At 72.9% G+C, this 16,707-nt stretch carries 15 protein-coding genes; 6 read left to right on the top strand and 9 right to left on the bottom strand.

All coding sequences use genetic code 11. The features are described from left to right. Window positions 1-20: 20 nt before the first annotated feature. The 3 genes from SJY07_RS09550 to SJY07_RS09540 all read right to left on the bottom strand — a co-directional run bounded on the left by SJY07_RS09550 (window position 21) and on the right by SJY07_RS09540 (window position 3,547). Window positions 21-1,055 (bottom strand): endonuclease/exonuclease/phosphatase family protein, encoded by a 1,035-nt coding sequence (locus tag SJY07_RS09550; protein ID WP_380158652.1) that lies wholly within the window; start codon window positions 1,053-1,055, stop codon window positions 21-23. 12 nt (window positions 1,056-1,067) lie between these two features. Then, window positions 1,068-2,291: a glycosyltransferase gene (locus SJY07_RS09545; RefSeq protein WP_380158650.1), complete on the bottom strand. Its 1,224-nt coding sequence runs from the start codon at window positions 2,289-2,291 to the stop codon at window positions 1,068-1,070. A gap of 101 nt (window positions 2,292-2,392) precedes the next feature. After that, window positions 2,393-3,547 carry an ATP-binding cassette domain-containing protein gene (locus SJY07_RS09540; protein WP_328294491.1) on the bottom strand — a complete coding sequence of 385 codons (1,155 nt, stop codon included), beginning with the start codon at window positions 3,545-3,547 and terminating at the stop codon, window positions 2,393-2,395. A 68-nt stretch (window positions 3,548-3,615) separates the two neighbouring features. Between SJY07_RS09540 and SJY07_RS09535 the strand changes: the two genes are divergently transcribed. Continuing rightward, on the top strand, window positions 3,616-4,122 hold the full coding sequence (locus SJY07_RS09535) for a PH domain-containing protein (RefSeq protein ID WP_380158648.1): 507 nt from the start codon (window positions 3,616-3,618) through the stop codon (window positions 4,120-4,122). Beyond that, window positions 4,119-5,594, top strand: coding sequence for a PH domain-containing protein (locus SJY07_RS09530; protein ID WP_380158646.1), 1,476 nt, complete (start codon window positions 4,119-4,121; stop codon window positions 5,592-5,594). Before SJY07_RS09535 ends, SJY07_RS09530 begins: the two co-directional genes overlap by 4 nt. A gap of 6 nt (window positions 5,595-5,600) precedes the next feature. On the opposite strand, the gene SJY07_RS09525 is transcribed toward SJY07_RS09530, so the two are convergent. Next, the gene (locus SJY07_RS09525; protein ID WP_328294494.1) at window positions 5,601-6,341 is read right to left on the bottom strand and encodes a GntR family transcriptional regulator; all 741 of its coding nucleotides are present in this window, start codon (window positions 6,339-6,341) and stop codon (window positions 5,601-5,603) included. 81 nt (window positions 6,342-6,422) lie between these two features. Here SJY07_RS09525 and SJY07_RS09520 point away from each other — a divergent pair, with 81 nt between their 5' ends. Both SJY07_RS09520 and SJY07_RS09515 read left to right on the top strand, forming a co-directional pair. After that, on the top strand, window positions 6,423-7,349 hold the full coding sequence (locus SJY07_RS09520) for a proline iminopeptidase-family hydrolase (protein ID WP_380158643.1): 927 nt from the start codon (window positions 6,423-6,425) through the stop codon (window positions 7,347-7,349). Continuing rightward, entirely contained in the window at window positions 7,346-8,725 is a 1,380-nt protein-coding gene (locus SJY07_RS09515; RefSeq protein ID WP_380158641.1) for an APC family permease, read from the top strand. The genes SJY07_RS09520 and SJY07_RS09515 overlap by 4 nt, the downstream gene beginning before the upstream one ends. A gap of 15 nt (window positions 8,726-8,740) precedes the next feature. On the opposite strand, the gene SJY07_RS09510 is transcribed toward SJY07_RS09515, so the two are convergent. From SJY07_RS09510 to SJY07_RS09500, 3 genes are all read right to left on the bottom strand, one after another. Further along, a complete protein-coding gene (locus SJY07_RS09510) occupies window positions 8,741-10,222 on the bottom strand; it encodes a SulP family inorganic anion transporter (protein ID WP_380158639.1) in 1,482 nt (493 codons plus the stop codon). Window positions 10,223-10,292: 70 nt separating this feature from the next. Next, a complete protein-coding gene (locus SJY07_RS09505) occupies window positions 10,293-10,463 on the bottom strand; it encodes a hypothetical protein (RefSeq protein ID WP_328294498.1) in 171 nt (56 codons plus the stop codon). Between the two features lie 64 nt (window positions 10,464-10,527). Then, window positions 10,528-11,241: a methyltransferase domain-containing protein gene (locus SJY07_RS09500; protein WP_380158636.1), complete on the bottom strand. Its 714-nt coding sequence runs from the start codon at window positions 11,239-11,241 to the stop codon at window positions 10,528-10,530. Between the two features lie 305 nt (window positions 11,242-11,546). Between SJY07_RS09500 and SJY07_RS09495 the strand changes: the two genes are divergently transcribed. Next, window positions 11,547-12,683 carry a glycosyl hydrolase gene (locus tag SJY07_RS09495; RefSeq protein WP_380158634.1) on the top strand — a complete coding sequence of 379 codons (1,137 nt, stop codon included), beginning with the start codon at window positions 11,547-11,549 and terminating at the stop codon, window positions 12,681-12,683. Then, entirely contained in the window at window positions 12,680-14,035 is a 1,356-nt protein-coding gene (locus SJY07_RS09490) for a hypothetical protein (protein ID WP_380158632.1), read from the top strand. The genes SJY07_RS09495 and SJY07_RS09490 overlap by 4 nt, the downstream gene beginning before the upstream one ends. A 139-nt stretch (window positions 14,036-14,174) precedes the next feature. Here SJY07_RS09490 and SJY07_RS09485 read toward each other — a convergent pair whose 3' ends face one another. Both SJY07_RS09485 and SJY07_RS09480 read right to left on the bottom strand, forming a co-directional pair. Then, window positions 14,175-14,759, bottom strand: coding sequence for a serine acetyltransferase (locus tag SJY07_RS09485; RefSeq protein WP_328294502.1), 585 nt, complete (start codon window positions 14,757-14,759; stop codon window positions 14,175-14,177). Beyond that, window positions 14,756-16,237, bottom strand: coding sequence for a hypothetical protein (locus SJY07_RS09480; RefSeq protein WP_380158630.1), 1,482 nt, complete (start codon window positions 16,235-16,237; stop codon window positions 14,756-14,758). The genes SJY07_RS09485 and SJY07_RS09480 overlap by 4 nt, the downstream gene beginning before the upstream one ends. Between the last annotated feature and the right edge of the window lie 470 nt (window positions 16,238-16,707).

Here is a 16,707-nt window from a genome sequence, read left to right as displayed (position 1 = left end):
GGTTCCGGCGCGACGGGTTTTCAGGAGGGCCAGGCGAGGTCCGCGACGACGGGGGAGTGGGTGCTCCCCCCGGGGTCGCGTTCGTGGTCGTCGACGGGTTCGAGTCCGGCCACCAGCACCACGTCGACCCGGGCGAAACCGGGGGAGGCACCCCGGGTCAGTCCCGGTTGCGTCCCGACGGCGCGGTGGACGTCGGTCAGGCCGTGGGAGCGCAGCACCCGCAACGGTTCGTTGAACTCCGCGGAGTTCAGGTCCCCCGCCAGCACGACGGCGTTCCCGGCGGCGTGCAGGGACTCCGCGAGGTCACCGTAGCGACGGGCCTCGGCGACCCGGACCCGCGCCGCGTCCGCGGTGTCGCCCGCGGGGTTCAGCGCGGCCTTCGCCGGACTGCAGAACAGGCAGGGGGAGGCGAGGTGGACGGAGATCACCGCGATCCGGCGACCGTCGGCGTCGACAGTGACGACGTCCGCGGGACGCGCTCCGGTGGGCAGTCCGGTCACCGGTTCGACCGAGACGATGGGGTACTTCGACCAGACCGCGTCCCCGTCGCCCTCGTTGCGACCACCGGTCGCCGTCGTGCCGGTGTAGCTGCGGTAGGCGTACGCCGGCCACTGCTCGCGGTAGCGGGCCTGCTGGGACGGGACGACCTCCTGCAGCAGCACGACGTCCGCCCCGCCGTGGCGCATGAGTTCCGTGACCCCGGCGGCTCCGCGCCAGTTCGTGGTGTTGAACGTCGCGACCCGCAGGTCGGAGCCCGGGTCGCGGGGGTCCAGCCGGTGCAGCGCGTAGGGCCCGAACAGCGTGCCCGCGGCGAGCGCCGGGACGACGACCGCGGCCAGCGTCCGCCACGACCGGAACGCGGCCGCGAAGGGGACGAGGACGAGGGCGGGGGCCAGCCACCACGTGGCGAACAACCCCAGCACGTAGCTCACGACGTGCCCGTCGGAGAGGGCGAGGACGACGAGCAGGGCGAGGGTGGCGAGGACGCCGTAGGCGACCGCGAGGGTTCGCAGCGTGCGGCGCCACCAGGGGCGCCGGCTCGGCGTCGGTGGCACCCGGCCATCCTGCTACACGCGGGTGCCCGCCCGCTCCGCGACGGGCGTCGTCGTGCTCTGCCGCAGCGCGTAGAGCTCCTCGAACCGGGCCAGGGTGCGACGCTCGTCGTGCTCGGACGCGATGGCCAGGCTGCGCGCACCCATCCGGGCGGCGAGGTCGGGGTCGCCCAGCACGAGCGCGAGGCGCGCCGCGAGGGCGGCGGGCCGGCCGTGCGGGAAGAGGAACCCGTTGTCGCCGTCGCGCACGAGGTGCGGCAGGGCGCAGGCGTCGACCCCGAGGACCGGCAGGCCCGAGGCCATCGCCTCCAGGACGACGAGGCTCTGCAGTTCCGCCGTCCCGGCGTTGGCGAACACGTCGCAGGCCAGGTAGGCGGCGGCCAGGTCGGCCTCGGGGACGAAACCGGTCGAGACGACGCGGTCGGCCACCCCGAGTTCCGCGGCGCGGCGCAGCAACCCGGCGCGGCGGGCGCCGTCGCCGACGAGCAGCAGTTGCGCGTCGAGTTCGGGTCGGAGGCGGCGGACGAGCGCGAGCGCCTCGACGAGTTCCTCGACGTTCTTCTCCGGGGCGAGGCGTCCGACGTAGCCGATGGTCGGACGGTCGGGCACGCCGTAGCGGAGCCGGAACTCCCGTCGCAGTTCCCCGGAGGGGTCGGGCGCGAAGCGGCGCAGGTCCATCCCGCACGAGATGGGCAGGACGGGGCCGGGGATGCCCGCCCGTTCGGCCAGGGCCGCCGCGTAGGGGGTCGGGGCGGTGACGACGTCGGCGCGCTGGAAGACCCCGGCGGCGTCGTTCCAGGCCCATTCGTGCAGCGCGTGCTGGACCCGGTCGCCGAGCGGCACGTGGTGGGTGAGGTTCTCGGGCATGAAGTGGTTCGTCGCCACGACGGGGATGCCGAGCCGGTTCGCCGCGGTCACCAGGGCGCGGCCGATCAGGAAGTGGCTCTGCACGTGCACGACGTCGGGCCGGACGTCGCGCAGGATCCGGGTGGCGGCGCGGACCAGGCCGGCCGGCGGGCAGAACCGCAGACCGGTTCCGCCGACGAGCACGGGGAAGGACCGCACGCGGTGCTCCACGATGCCGGAGGCGACGGTCTCGCGGGTGCTGCGCGGGCCGCGGGCCGGGGCCACGACGTGGACCTCGTGGCGTCCGGTCAGACCGGCGGCGAGGCGTTGCGCGAACGTCGAGGCGCCGTTGACGTCGGGGGCGTAGGTGTCTGCTCCGATGAGGATTCTCATGGGTGGAACTCAACCGCCCCCGACCCCCATGGGTCATCGGTCCGGGGAACCGCCCCCGGCGGGACCCGGGTTCCGGTGCGGACTACCTCCTCGGTAGGGGGTCAGAGGTCGCGCCGCAACGCGGTGTGCACGACGTCGGGGGTGAGCACCCCGAGGAACTCCTCGCCGTCGAGGACGGGCAGGAACCGCAGTTCCTGCGCGAGCAGGGCGGAGAAGGCGCTGCGCAGGGTCTCCCGGGCGGCGATGGTGGTGGGGAACCGGCGGGTGTGGTCGCCGACGCGGGCGCTGCGCGACCCCCGCTGCTCCAGGAGGGGACCGCGCGCCACCCACCCCAGCAGGCGGCCGTGGTCGAGGACCACGGCCCACGCCCGGCCGTCGAGTTCCAGGGCCGTCGCGGCGTAGGCGGCGCCGTCGGCGGGGGCGAGGACCAGGGGACGTTCCAGGTCCTCGGGCCGGATCGGGGTCACGGCGAGGCGGCGCAACCCCCGGTCGGAGCCGATGAAGTCGACGACGAACTCCGACGCCGGGTCGGAGAGCAGGGTCGTGGGGGTGGCGATCTGCTCCAGCACCCCGCCGGTGGAGAACACCGCGATCCGGTCGGCGAGCTTGACGGCCTCGTCGAGGTCGTGGGTGACGAAGAGGACGGTCTTGCCCAGTTCTTGCTGGATGCGCCGGAACTCGCTCTGCAGGCGGTCCCGCACGACGGGGTCGACGGCCCCGAACGGTTCGTCCATGAGCAGGACGGGCGGGTCCGCGGCCAGGGCGCGCGCCACCCCGACGCGTTGCTGCTGCCCCCCGGACAACTGCGCGGGGTAGCGGTCGCCGTGGGCCCAGCCGTCGAGGCCGACGAGTTCGAGCAGCTCGTCGACGCGGCGCCGGGTGACGTCGGCGTCCCAGCCGAGCAACCGCGGCACGGTGGCGACGTTCTGCCGGATCGTGCGGTGCGGGAGCAGCCCGCCGGCCTGGATGACGTAGCCGATCCCGCGGCGCAGCGCGACGACGTCGGTGTGGGCGGCGTCGCGGCCGTCGACGACGATGCGTCCGGCGCTCGGTTCGACGAGCCGGTTCACCATCCGCAGGATCGTCGACTTGCCGCACCCGCTGGGTCCGACGAGCGCGACGAGCTCCCCGCGCGCGACGGCGAGGTCGAGGTGGCCGACGGCGGGGGAGTCGTGGCGGCCGTAGCGCTTGGTGACGCCCTCGAAGCGGATGACCTCGTCATCCCGCGTGTCCTGTTCCTCACCCTCGGTGATCACACCGGAAGCCTGACCGACGCTCCCGCGATCGGCAACGTGGGTGGGCGCTGCTCTGGCAAGGTGGGGGCATGGCCGAACGGACGACCGCCAGCACCGAGGACCCGTTCGCGCCGGGCGACGTCGTCTGGCAGCGGATCTCCCCGCGCTGGGCCACCGCGCAACGCGTCGCGGGAGGCATCGTCTTCGCCGTCGCCGTCGTGGTCACCGTCGTCCTGGCCGTCCTGCTGACGCCGTGGATCTGGCTGGCCCTCGTCGTGGTGGTCCCGTTGTGGGCGTGGGACTTCGTGTGGTCCGGGCGGCAGGTGAAGGCGTGGGGCTACGCCGAGCGCGACGACGACCTGCTCGTGGTGAAGGGGATCATGTTCCGCTCGCTGGTCGTCGTGCCCTACGGCCGGCTGCAGTACGTCGACGTGGAGGCCGGGCCGCTGGACCGCAGGTTCGGCCTGGCCAAGGTGCAGCTGCACACCGCCTCCTCCGACTCCGACGCCGCCATCCCCGGGCTCTCCCCCGAGGAGGCGGCCCGGCTGCGCGACCGTCTCGCCGCGCGCGGCGAAGCCCGACTGGCCGGGCTGTGACCGACGAGCCCCGGACCGACGAGCCCGCCCTCGAGGTCCTGCCGGCCGAGGTCGCGGCCAGGCTCGACGCCCCGACCCGCGCCGTCCTCACCGACCCGGGCTGGCGACGGCTGCACCCGGTCACCCCGGTGCTGCGGGCGTGGAAGGTCGTCGCTGCGGTGCTGGCGGTGGTCGTGGGGCAGAACGTCGACAACATCGTCCGCCTGGACCTGCCCGGCTGGATCCTGACGCTGTCGATCGTCGGGGGGATCCTGCTGCTCGCGATCGTCGGTGCCGGCTACAGCGCCCTGGCCTGGCGCAAGACGCGCTACCGGATCGACGCCGAGGCCGTGCACGTCGAGCACGGGATCCTCTGGCGGCAGCAGCGCCGGGCCCAGCTGGACCGGTTGCAGGCCGTCGACGTCGTCCGGCCGTTGCTGGGCCGGCTGTTCGGGCTGGCCGAGCTGCGCCTCGAGGTCGCGGGCGGTTCCGGCAGCAAGGTGTCGTTGGCCTACCTCAAGGAGGAGGAGGCCCAGCGGGTCCGCAACGCGCTGCTCGCGGCGTCCGCGGGGGTCGTCGTCGCCGAGGGCGAGGACGCCCCGGAGGCCCCGCAGCGCGAGGTCGTCGAGGTCCCGCCGACGCGGCTGCTCCTGTCCACGCTGCGGTCCGGCCTGACGATCTGGATGGTCCTGGTGCTCGTGGGCCTCGGCGTCGGCTGCTGGTTCGCGCAGAGCCTCACCCCGCTGTTCGGTTCGTTCGCCGCGGTCCTCGGCGTGGTCTCGACGGTGTGGCAGCGGTTCTCCCGGGGCTTCAACTTCACCGTCGCGGACTCCCCGGACGGGCTGCGGCTCTCCCACGGACTGCTGGAGCAGCGCTCGCAGACCGTCCCGCCGGGGCGGGTGCAGGCGCTGCGGATCACCCAGCCGCTGCTGTGGCGCAGCGCGGGGTGGTGGCGGGTGGAGGTCAACGTCGCGGGGTACTCCGGCGAGAGCGGCAGCGCCTCCGAGCAGAGCACGACGCTGCTGCCCGTCGGCACCGTCGAGGAGCTCGGGCTCGTGCTGGCGATCGTGCTGCCGGACCTGGGGACGGGCGAGGAGTCACCGCTCGAGGTGGTCCGCGCCGGGCTGACCGGCACCGGCACCGACGGCGGGTTCACCCCCGTCCCGCGGGCCGCCCGCTGGCTGGACCCGGTGAGCTGGCGTCGCCGCGGCTACCGCGTCACCGAGCACGCGTTCCTCTCCCGCAACGGCCGGCTGGTCCGCGGTCTCGACGTCGTCCCGCACGCGCGGACGCAGAGCCTCGGGGTCGCCCAGGGTCCGCTGCAGCGTCGTCTGGGCCTGGCCAGCGTCGTGCTGCACTCGACCCCCGGGCGGGTGAAGCCCCGCGTCGACCACCTCGACCCGGCGACGGCGGCGCGGTTGCTGACGGAGCAGTCCCTGCGCTCCCGCGCGGCCCGCGCCGGTTCCGGTCCCGAACGCTGGATGACCACCTGAGCCTCCTCAGCCGGGCAGGGCCCCGCTGCGGGCGAGGGCGGCGGTGAGCAGTTCGAGGTCGATCGCGACGTGCGCGCGGGCGAGGGCCTCGGCCTCGTCGGCACGGCCGGCGACGATCGCGGCGACGAGGGCGCGGTGCTCGCGCAGGGCCCGGACCTCCATGGCGTGCATGCCGTCCGGGGCACCCCACAGGTGCGCGGGGGCGCCGATGCTGAGCCGGCCCTCGAGCTCGCGCAGCACGCGGCGCAGGGTGTCGTTGTGGGCGGCGTCGATGATCGCGACGTGCAGCGCGCTGTCGGCCTGCTGGGACTGCAGGCCGGAGTCGGCCGCGGCGTAGGCCTCGAGCGCGTCCTGCACGCGCACGACGTCGGCGGGGGAGCGGTGCTCGGCCGCGGCCCGGCACACCGCCCCGTGGAGGCGGGCGATCGCGTCGCACAGGTCGCGCAGCTGGGCGTAGCCCGCCGACAGGGTGCGTCCGACGATCTCCGTCGAGGACTCGGGCCACTGCTGCAGGACGAACGTGCCGCCGTGGCGTCCCCGGCGGGTCTCCACCAGGCCGCGGTCGGCGAGCTGGGCCAGGGCGGCGCGGACCGTCGTCCGCCCGGCGCCGAGGACGGCGGCCAGGTCGCGTTCGGCGGGCAGCCGCGAGCCGGGCAGGTACTGGCCGGTGGCGATGGCGGTGACGAGCCGTTCCAGCACCGCGGCGACGCGCGAGCCGGGGTCCACCACGAGGTCCGTCTGCGTCATCCCACCGTCCTCCCGTTTCGCACAGGTTAATTCCCCGCCAATGGTCTTGTCGGAGACCTTTGAAGTGAGGATGCTCACGCCATGCCCGTCACGACCCACGAACTCCCCGTCCTCGGACACCGCACCTGGGTGCAGGTCACCACCCCGTCGACCCCCCGCGCGGGAGCCCTCCCCCTGATCGTCCTGCACGGCGGACCCGGGATGGCCCACGACTACGTCGCCAACCTCGCCGCGCTGGCCGAGGAGACCGGGCGCACCGTCGTCCACTACGACCAGCTCGGCTGCGGCCGCAGCACCCACCTGCCCTCTGCACCGCCGGAGTTCTGGACCCCGCAGCTGTTCGTCGACGAGTTCCACGCCGTGCTCGACGGCCTCGGCCTCGAGCGGGTCCACGTCCTCGGCCAGTCCTGGGGCGGGATGCTCGGCGCCGAGATCGCCGTCCGGCGGCCCGCCGGGCTGGTCTCGCTGGCGATCTGCAACTCCCCGGCCTCGATGCCGCTCTGGGTCGAGGGCGCCGCCCGGCTGCGGGCCGAGCTCCCGCCGCAGGCCCGCGAGGCGCTGGACCGCCACGAGGCCGCCGGTACCACCGACGACCCCGAGTACCTCGCCGCGACCGACGATTTCTACGCCCGCCACGTCTGCCGGATCACGCCCACCCACCCCGACTTCGCGGCCAGCGTCGCCCAGATGGAGGCGGAACCGACCGTCTACCACACCATGAACGGCCCCAACGAGTTCCACGTCATCGGGACCCTGCGCGACTGGTCCGTCATCGACCGCCTCTCCGACGTCGCCGTCCCGACCCTCGTGCTGGCCGGTGAGTTCGACGAGGCCACCCCGCAGACGTGGGCACCGTTCGTGGACCGGATCCCCGACGTCAGCGCGCACGTCTTCCCCGGTGCCAGCCACTGCACCCACCTCGAACAGCCCGAGGAGTTCCGCGTGTTCGTCGCGGCGTTCCTCGCGCGGAACGACGACCCCGCCGACACCTCAGGAGCTCCGCGATGAGCGACCAGCAACGCACCCTCGAGTCGTTCGGGTACCAGCAGCAGCTCAAACGTTCCGTCTCCACCTTCGACCTGCTGGTCTACGGGCTGGTGTTCATGGTCCCGATCGCGCCGTGGGCGATCTTCGGGACGGTCTACGACAGCGCGCACGGCATGGTCCCGCTCGTCTACCTCATCGGCCTGGTGGCGATGGTCTTCACCGCTCTCGCCTACGGGCAGATGGCGAAGGCGTTCCCGCTGGCGGGTTCGGTGTTCTCCTACGTCGGCCGCGGGATCCACCCGTCGCTGGGGTTCTTCGCGGGCTGGTCGATCCTGCTCGACTACCTGCTCATCCCGACCCTGCTCTACGTCTTCGCCGCCGAGTCGATGGTCGGGATCTTCCCGGGGTCCCCGCGCTGGGTGTGGGCGCTGGTGTTCGTCGCGGTCAACACGGTCGTGAACCTGCTGGGGATCAGTTCGCTCAAGCTCGCCAACCGGGTGTTCCTGGCCATCGAGATCGTGTTCGTGGTGGCGTTCGTCGTCATCGCGGCGCGGGCGCTCAACGGCGGGACGATCCCGGGCGCGGAGTGGGGGGCGACCCCGTTCTGGGACTCCTCCCAGGTGAGCGGCCCGCTCATCGCCGGGGCGCTCTCGATCGCCGTCCTGAGCTTCCTGGGCTTCGACGGGATCTCCACGCTCGCCGAGGAGACGACCGGGCGGAAGAACCCCGCTGGCCGGGCGATGATCATCGCCCTGTTCGTCGTCGCGTTCCTCTTCGTCCTGCAGACCTGGCTGGCCAGCCTGCTCGCCGCGGGCCGGGAGTCCTTCGGCGACGCCGCCGCGGGCAACGCGTTCTTCGACCTCGTCCAGGCCGCGTCCGGCTCGCACTGGAAGACGGCGTTCCTCGTCGTCAACGTCATCGCCGTCGGCATCGCCAACGCGATGGCCGCGCAGGCCGCCACGTCGCGGTTGCTGTTCTCGATGAGCCGCGACCGCCAGCTGCCGGCGTACCTGTCGCGGATCAGCGACCGTCAGGTCCCGATGGCCGCGATCCTCACCGTCACGGGTCTCACCCTCGTGCTGGTGCTGTTCTTCGTCGGGCAGATCTCGCTGATCTCGTCGCTGGTGAACTTCGGCGCGCTGTTCGGGTTCTGCCTGCTGCACGTCTCGGTGATCGTCCACCACCTCGTGCGCGGGAGGTCGAAGAACTACCTGCTGCACCTCGTCGCCCCGGTGCTGGGTTTCCTCATCATCGGCTACGTGCTGGTGAACGCCGACGCGGCCGCGAAGATCGGCGGCCTCGCCTGGCTCGCCGTCGGGGCCGTCGTCCTCGCCGTCAACCTGCGGACCGGACGCGGGGCTCCGAGCCTGCCCGCGGAGGAGGGGGCCCACCCCTGAGCGGAGGGAGGGTGGTCAGCCGGCGTTGACGTGCCCCGCGAGCCGACCGTGCAGAGCGGCGGTCGCGGGGTTCATCCCGACGATCTCGGCGTGCTTGCCGTGGTCGGCGTACTTGCGGGTGACGGCGTCGAGCGCGGCGATCGAGGAGGCGTCCCACACGTGCGCGTCGCTGAAGTCGATCGTCACCTCGTGCGGGTCGGCGGCGTAGTCGAACTGCGTCACGAGGTCCCCGGAGGAGGCGAAGAACACCTGACCGTGGACGGTGTAGACGCCGGGGGCGCTCGCGCGGACCTCGACGAGGTGGGCGACGCGGCGGGCGAAGAGCACGCAGGCCAGCAGCGTCCCGCCGAGGACGCCGTAGGCGAGGTTGTGGGTCAGGAGCACGATGACGACGGTCAGCACCATGACCGAGGTCTCGCTGCGCGGCATGGCCTTGAGCGTCGCCGGTTTCACGCTGTGCCAGTCGAAGGCGCCGTAGCAGACGAGGAACATCACGGCGACGAGGACGGCCATCGGGATCTGCGCGACGACGCCGCCGAACCCGACGACGAGCACCAGCAGGAACGCCCCGGCGAGGAAGGTCGAGAGCCGCGTCCGCGCCCCCGACACCTTCACGTTGATCATCGTCTGGCCGATGACGGCGCAGCCGCCCATGCCGCCGAAGAGGCCGGTGACGATCTGGGCGGTGCCCTGCCCGATGCACTCCCGCGTCTTCGACGAGCGGGTGTCGGTGAGCTCGTCGACGAGCTGGGCGGTCATGAGCGCCTCCATCAACCCCACCAGCGCGACCCCGACGGAGAACGGGGCGATGGTGCGCAGGGTGTCGAGGGAGAACGGCACGTCGGGCAGCCCGAGCGTCGGCAGCGCGTGCGGCAGCGCGCCGTCGTCGCCGACGGTGCGGACGTCGACGTGCAGCACGACGGTGAGGACGGTCAGGACGACGACGGCGATCAGCGGTGCGGGGACCGACTTCACGAACCGCGGTACCACGACCAGCAGCCCGAGGCCGACGAGCAGGACGCCGTACCCGGCGACCCCGGCGTCACGCAGGTTCGGCAGCTGGGCGATGAAGATGGAGATGGCCAGCGCGTTGACGAACCCCGTCGTGACGCTGCGCGGGACGAAGCGCATGAGCCGGGCGACCCCGAGCACGCCCAGGACGATCTGCAGCACCCCGGCCAGCAGGATCGCCGCGACGAGGTAGCCGACGCCGTGGCTGTGCGAGAGGGGCGCGACCACGAGGGCGACGGCGCCGGTGGCGGCCGAGATCATCGCCGGCCGCCCGCCCACGAACGAGCTGGTGACGCCCATGACGAAGGACGAGATCAGCCCGATCCGCGGGTCGACGCCGGCGACGAGGGAGAACGAGATCGCCTCGGGCACCAGGGCCAGGGCCACGACGAGCCCCGCCAGGACCTCGGTGCGCAGCACCCGGACCGAGCGCAGCCACTCCGGACGGCGCAGGCCGTCACGGGGCGCAGCGAGGGCGAGGGGCACCCGCGAACTCTAACCACGCGTCAGAGTGGTCCCGCAGCCTCCTCGGCCGCCGAGGCGCAGAACCACCCGATCAGCGTGCCCCGCCGGCACCTCCACGGCCCTTGCCGCGCAGCTGCGACACCGCGTCGGTGAGCTTGCGCCGCGTCGCGGGATCCTTCGCGGCGCGCTGCGCCTGCTGGCTCAACCGCTTGCCCTCGGGGGACTTGAGGAAGGCCCCCACCTTGCTGATCAGCCCGGCCACGTCGTCCTCCTGGTGTTCGCCTGTGCTCTGACCGCCCAACGGTGGGGCCGGACGGGCGGTTCCGCTACCCGTGCTTGCGCAGGACGACGGCGACGTCGGTCACCGTGAACAGGAAGTGCCCGGCCCGGGCGGCGCTGCGCAGCCCCTCGATCCAGCCCGCCGCACGGGCGGTGAGGACCGGGTCGTCCCCGGCGGCGGCCAGGATCCCCGTCGCGACCTTCCAGGCCACCGAGTCCTCGTCGAAGCGGCGGTGCGGGTCGGCCCAGGAGTGCACCGACTCGACGGTGAACGGGCTCCGCGCCGCGTGCCGCAGCAGCTTGCGGCCCGCGAAACCGTCCCCGCGGGCTCCGCCGCCGGGGACGTGGCCGACGAAGCGGTCGAGGAGCTCACGGGTCAGGGCGTCGTCGTCGCTGGTGAACAGCGCGGTGTCCCAGTCGGAGTGGGCGAGGACGGCGGTGCCCCCGGGTCGCAGCACGCGGTGGACCTCGGCGAGGTGCGCCCCCACGTCGGCGAGGTGCTCGACGGCGTTCAGCGAGACGGCGGCGTCGACGTCGCCGTCGGCCAGCGGCAGGTCCTCGAGACCGGTGATGTGGGCGCGCACCCGGGGGTCGAGGAGCAGGTCGTCGTCGAGGTTGGACCCGACGTCGACGGCGTGGACCAGGCGCGGGCCCCGGGTCAGCAGGGCGCGCGTCGTCCGCCCGCTGCCGCACGCGAGGTCGAGCACCACGGCCCCCTCGACGGCCCCGGCCAACGTCGTGACGTTCTCGAACCGACCCACGCCCGAAGCCTACGATCAGGACCCGCGGAGGTCTCGGAGCCCCGGTGCGTCACGGTCGGTCAAACCCTGTTCGGCCCTGCGTCACGAGGCTGATCCGGACGGTCGAAGATTCCGTGCACGAGCACTCTCACGTTGCGTCAAAGTGTCCCGGTCTCACCTACAGTCGGGACCAGCACCCAGGGGTGCACGCATGGCCGGGGGGCGGTGCGGTCGATGGTGACGGGGGTCCTGGCGACGTCTGCCCGGCATCAGTGCCGGCGGCGCCCGCGGTCCCCGTCCGAGGGGGAAGGCGGAGCGACGCAGTGGTGGACACGACGCACACGGAGAGCCCCGCGACCGGCGGGTCTCCGGCGCCGCGCAAGCACGGGCGCCGCAAGGTCATCGGGGCGGGCATCGGAGTCCTCGTCGCCGCCGCCGGCGGCGGCGTGTACTGGGCGACCCGGGACACGAGCGAGCCGATCACCTCGGCCCCGACGCCGGCCTGGACGCCCAAGGCGCACGTCGCCGCCTCCGACCTCGACACCAAGTGGGTCGGCGTCCAGACCCACGACGTCGCCGTCGCGACGGCGTTCGGCGACTGGCTGGGCCGTCCGCTCGACGTCGTCGTCGTCTTCAACTCCGACGCGAACTGGGCCGCGATCTCCGGACCGTGGTTCGCGATGGTCCCCGGCGAGGGCCAGGACTGGGGCCAGTGGGTCCGCGACGACCCGGACAACCGCACCCTCGTGGTCTCCACCGGGCTCGTGCCCGCCGACCCGCCGGAGGACTGGCGCGCCCGCGGGGCCGCGGGGGAGTACGACGCGCACTGGACGACGTTCGCGCAGAACCTCGTCTCCAAGGGCCTCGGTTCCTCGATCGTGCGCCTCGGCTGGGAGCTGAACGGCGACTGGTACGCGACCCACTACATCGGTGAGTCGCAGGAGGAGCGCGAGCAGTGGAAGACGTACTTCCGCCGCATCGTGCAGACGATCAGCCTGGTCGAGGGTGCGGCCTTCGAGATCGACTTCAACATCGCCGAGGGTCAGCAGGACTCCGTGACCATCGACGAGATGTACCCCGGCGACGACTGGGTCGACATCATCGGTGTCGACGTCTACGACTCCTACATCTCCCCGATCGACCCGAGCGCGCGCTGGGAGGAGAAGGACGCGAAGGTCAACAGCCTCTCGGCCGTCATCGCCTTCGCCGCCGCGCACGACAAGCCGATCAGCCTGCCCGAGTGGGCGATGGTCGCCGCCGGGGACACCCAGGGCGGCGGGGACAGCCCGGCGTTCGTCGACCAGATCGCCGACGCCGTCGTGAGTGCCGAGGTCCGCTACCAGGCCTACTTCAACGTCCCCGACGGCGGCGTGGGTATGACCCTGGACGACGCACCCAACGGCAAGGCCGCTTTCCTCAAGAGGTTCGGCGCATCGGGTGACGCCGGGCCGACGCAGTCGTGACCGCGGGTAACCTCGGCGACGTGGTGGGGGCCCAGGAACAGTCGTCAGCGACCGGCGACGGTCCCCGGGCCGGTCGCTTCAGCCGGCTCCGCAGCTCCGGGATGACCCGCAGCCTGTGGAACATCCTCGACCAGGTCGTGGCGAGCGCGAACAACTTCCTCATCCAGTTCGTCATCACCCACGCCTTCACCAAGGACGTCTTCGGCGCCTTCGCGATCGCGTTCTCGGTGTTCTCGATCTCGACGGGATTCTTCCGGGCGCTGTCGACCTCGCCCGTGAGCATGCGCTTCGCCGACGCCGGCGACCGCGAGTTCAAGCGCGCAGCCTCCTCGGCGATCGCCCTGACCGGCGGCGGCGCAGCGGTCCTCGGGGCCGTGCTGGTGCTGATGGGTCTCTTCCTGCCCTTCACCGACGCCCTGTCGCACGTCTTCGTCGCCCTCGGCTTCGTCATACCCGGGCTGATGCTCCAGGACGCCTGGCGCCAGGTCTTCTTCGCCCGGTTGCGTCCGGCCGCGGCCTGCCTGATCGACGTCAGCTGGGTGGTCCTGCAGCTGGCCGGGATCGGCGTCCTGTTCCTCGTCGTCGACACCAACCACATCTCGGCCTTCACCGCGGTCTGGGGTGGGGCGGCCTACCTCGCGTCGGTGATCGGGATGGCGCTGCTGCACCTGCGGCCTCGGCTCTCGCTGGCGATCGCCTGGGTGCGTGAGCAGTACTCGGTGACGCGCTACCTCGTCCCCGAGTTCGTCATCATCCAGACCGGCGGTCAGCTCGCCCCGATCCTCGCGGCCGTCGTGACGACGGTCGCCGCGGCCGGGTCGCTGCGCGGGGCGAACCTCGTGACCGTCCCGGCCACCATCGTCTCGACCGGGCTCATGAGCTTCGCCGTCCCGGAGCTCGTCCGCCGTCGCGAGCGGATGAACCCGCGCAGCTGGGAGTTCGCCGCCGTCGCGATCTCGGGTCTCGTGGTCGCCGTCAGCGTCGTGTGGGGCGCGATCATGCTGCTGCTGCCGACCTCGGTCGGGGAACTCATCCTCGACGACACCTGGGCGGGGGCCCGCTCCGTGCTGCTGCCGACCATCGTCGGTCAGGCCGGTTCCGCGGTCACCGTCGGCTGCGCCGCGGTCCTCTACGCCACCGAGGGTGCCAAGGTGACGATGCGCCTGCACCTGGTCTTCGCCCTCTTCCTGGTCGTCCTCTCCACGGCCGGCGCGTTCACCTTCGGCGCGCAGGGCACCGCCTGGGGCATCGCCGCCGCGTTCTGGATCGTGGCCCCGTGGTGGTTCGTGTCCGTCCGCAAGCACGTGCGCAGCCCCGGGTTCGGGCTGCCGGTCAGCCCACCCGTCGCCTGACCCCGACGCACGCAGGCCCCGTCCCCGGTCCCGGGGGCGGGGCCTCCTGCGTCCCCCCGTGCGTCGGCGCCGGGGGACAGCACGAAGCCCCCTCCGGGTCGGACCGGAGGGGGCTTCACGAGACGTCGGAGGAGACCGGTCAGACGGTGGCGGGCCGGGGTCCGGCGAGCTCGTCGAGGCGCGGGTCCATCCCCGGGCGGCGGGGACGGGAGACCGCGGGCGCGCCCGTCGCGACGCTGTCGGCGGGGACGTCACGGGTCACGACGGCGTTGGCCCCGATGACGGCGCGGTCGCCGACGCGGACGCCGCCGAGGACGCAGGCCCCCGCGCCGATGGTGACGTCGTCACCGACGACGGGCTGACCCGGCGTCGAACCGTCGCCGAGGGTGACGTTCTGGTAGATCCGCAGACCGCGCCCGATCCGCACGTCCGGGCCGATGACGATCCCGGTGGAGTGCATGAGGCAGAGCCCCGGGCCGATCTCGGCGAACGGGGAGATCTCCGCCCCGGCCGAGCGCAGGGTGCGCGCCTGCAGCAGGTGCGCCGCCGGCATGAACCGCGGTGCGACGGCCTGGGCGAGGCGCAGCTGCACGACCGCGCGGACCCGCGGCACCAGCGCGACGCGGGCCACCACGTCGGGCAACCAGGCCCCGGTCGAGCGACCCTGCGGTTCGACCATGTGCTCCAGGTCGCCGCGCAACCGGGCGAGGGGACGACGGCTCAACGGGTTCCTCCGGTCGGGGGGCTGCTCGGGATCCAGGGGGTGGGCCGCGCGGTGCGCAGCTCCGTCTCGTGCTCGCGTTCGAGCTGTCGCTCCTCGCGCGTCGAGAGCTCGGTGCGGCGGCCGACGAAGAGCACGGCCATCGGCAGCAGGACGTAGAAGATGTTCGCCGCCAGGAAGCTCGAGCTCGTCACGGCGTTGAGGAAGATCGCGGCCAGCGCGACGGTCGGCGCGGGGGAACGGCGCACGACGGCGACGTAGAGGAACACCCCGGCGAGCACGGAGGCGGGCACCCCGTACTCGAGGATCAGCTTGACCCCGCCGGCGAAGCTGATCGGCAGCCCCGTCGCGGCGAAGATCTGGTCGGAGATGCGGTCGGCCATCCCCGGCCCGAGGCCCGTCACGATCGACCACGGGTCGCTGGACCAGCGCTGCAGCAGGTACTCGTAGGGCTGCACGAAGCGCAGGCTCCCGGAGGAGTTCGTCTGACCGGCCTCACCGGTGCGGCTCAGCAGGATCGGCCCGATCGGGGTGAGCAGCGCGACGACCGCGGCGACGCCCAGCACGATGCCGGCGCGCAGCGCCCACAGCCCGCCCCGACGCAGCGCGAGGACGACGAGCCCGAAGCCCAGGACCATGAACCCCGTCCCGGTGACGGTGCAGACCAGCGCGGCGCCGAAGACGAGGACCCGCCAGTACTGGCGGCCCCGGCTCAGCACCGAGAGCAGGGCCAGGGCCAGGAACTGCGAGAACACCGACGGCTCGACGAACACGAACGCGTTGGCCTTGATGACGGGGGAGCCGTACTCGATCGGGTACGACGTGTTGTAGCCCTGGAAGAGCAGGTTCCCCGGGACGACCTGGCGCACGTAGTCGACGTAGCCCCAGACGCCGGCGAACTGCGTCAGCATCTGCAGGATGCCGATGACGGCGAAGACGAGCATGAACGCCTCGAACCGCTGCTGCACCCGCGGGAAGAGGTGCAGGCGACGTTCGTCGACCCGGAAGCAGAGGGCGGCCCACGTCACCACCAGCAGCATCAGCGAGGTCAGGGCCCCCGTCCCGCGCCAGACGACGTCGACGAGGGCGAAGACCGCCAGTGCGGTCATGGCCAGGACGTAGGTGCGCACCGCGGCACCGTCGTCGCGGACCAGACCGTGGTAGGCCAGGTAGCCGAGGACGGCGGCGACGATCGGGATGGTCACCGGGACCGGTGAGCCCAGGGGCAGCGCCACCCGCTGCAGCACGGTGAGCGCCACGATCACGATCGTCATGCCGACCATCACGCGCGCGTCGGCCGTGCTCGTCGTGCGGGGGCCGTCGGAGCGGCGTCGGCGCACGAGACGGGCGTCGGGGTCGAGCGCGTCCGCCGTCGCGCCGGGCACACCCGGGCCGACCCGACCCGGCAGACCCGGCCGGGCCGGACGCACCGTCGGGAACGCCGGTGTGACGCCGGTGCTCCGCTGCAGCGCGTCGCTCACGCGGTCACACCGGCTGTCTGCTCGCTCACGCGTCGTCCCCCCGTTCCTCCGGTGCGCCCCCCGACGCAGCCGTTCGCGGTCCCCCCGCGGTGCCTCATGCTAGGCGGCGCGACGTGCGGCCAGGGTCGCCTCGGGCCGGTGCACCCGCCCGTCGGGGGGCCCTCCGTGACAACTTCACACGTTCGCAGCAGTGCTCTCACCCCCGTTCGGCCGCCTGCGTGACAACGCCCGACAAGCCCCGGTGGGAGGTGCAATAGTGGCGCGCGCAGCGGTCGTCGTGTGCCTGATCACACGACGTAGGGGGCACTCAGCACCGGGTAACGGGCGGTGGGGGCCGCGGGTGAAGCCGGGTCGTTGCGTTGAGGGGGGCGCAGTCCTTGCGTCACGTCTGGGAAGGGACTGGTAGTCGGTGACAACGAGCTCGCACGTCCGGAGCGGTTCTGGTGCGTGGGGTGCCATCAGCCGTCAAC

It is taken from the genome of Kineococcus sp. R86509 (genome assembly GCF_042466365.1).
GTDB lineage: Bacteria > Actinomycetota > Actinomycetes > Actinomycetales > Kineococcaceae > Kineococcus.
This window is presented reverse-complemented; position numbering and strand designations above follow the sequence as displayed.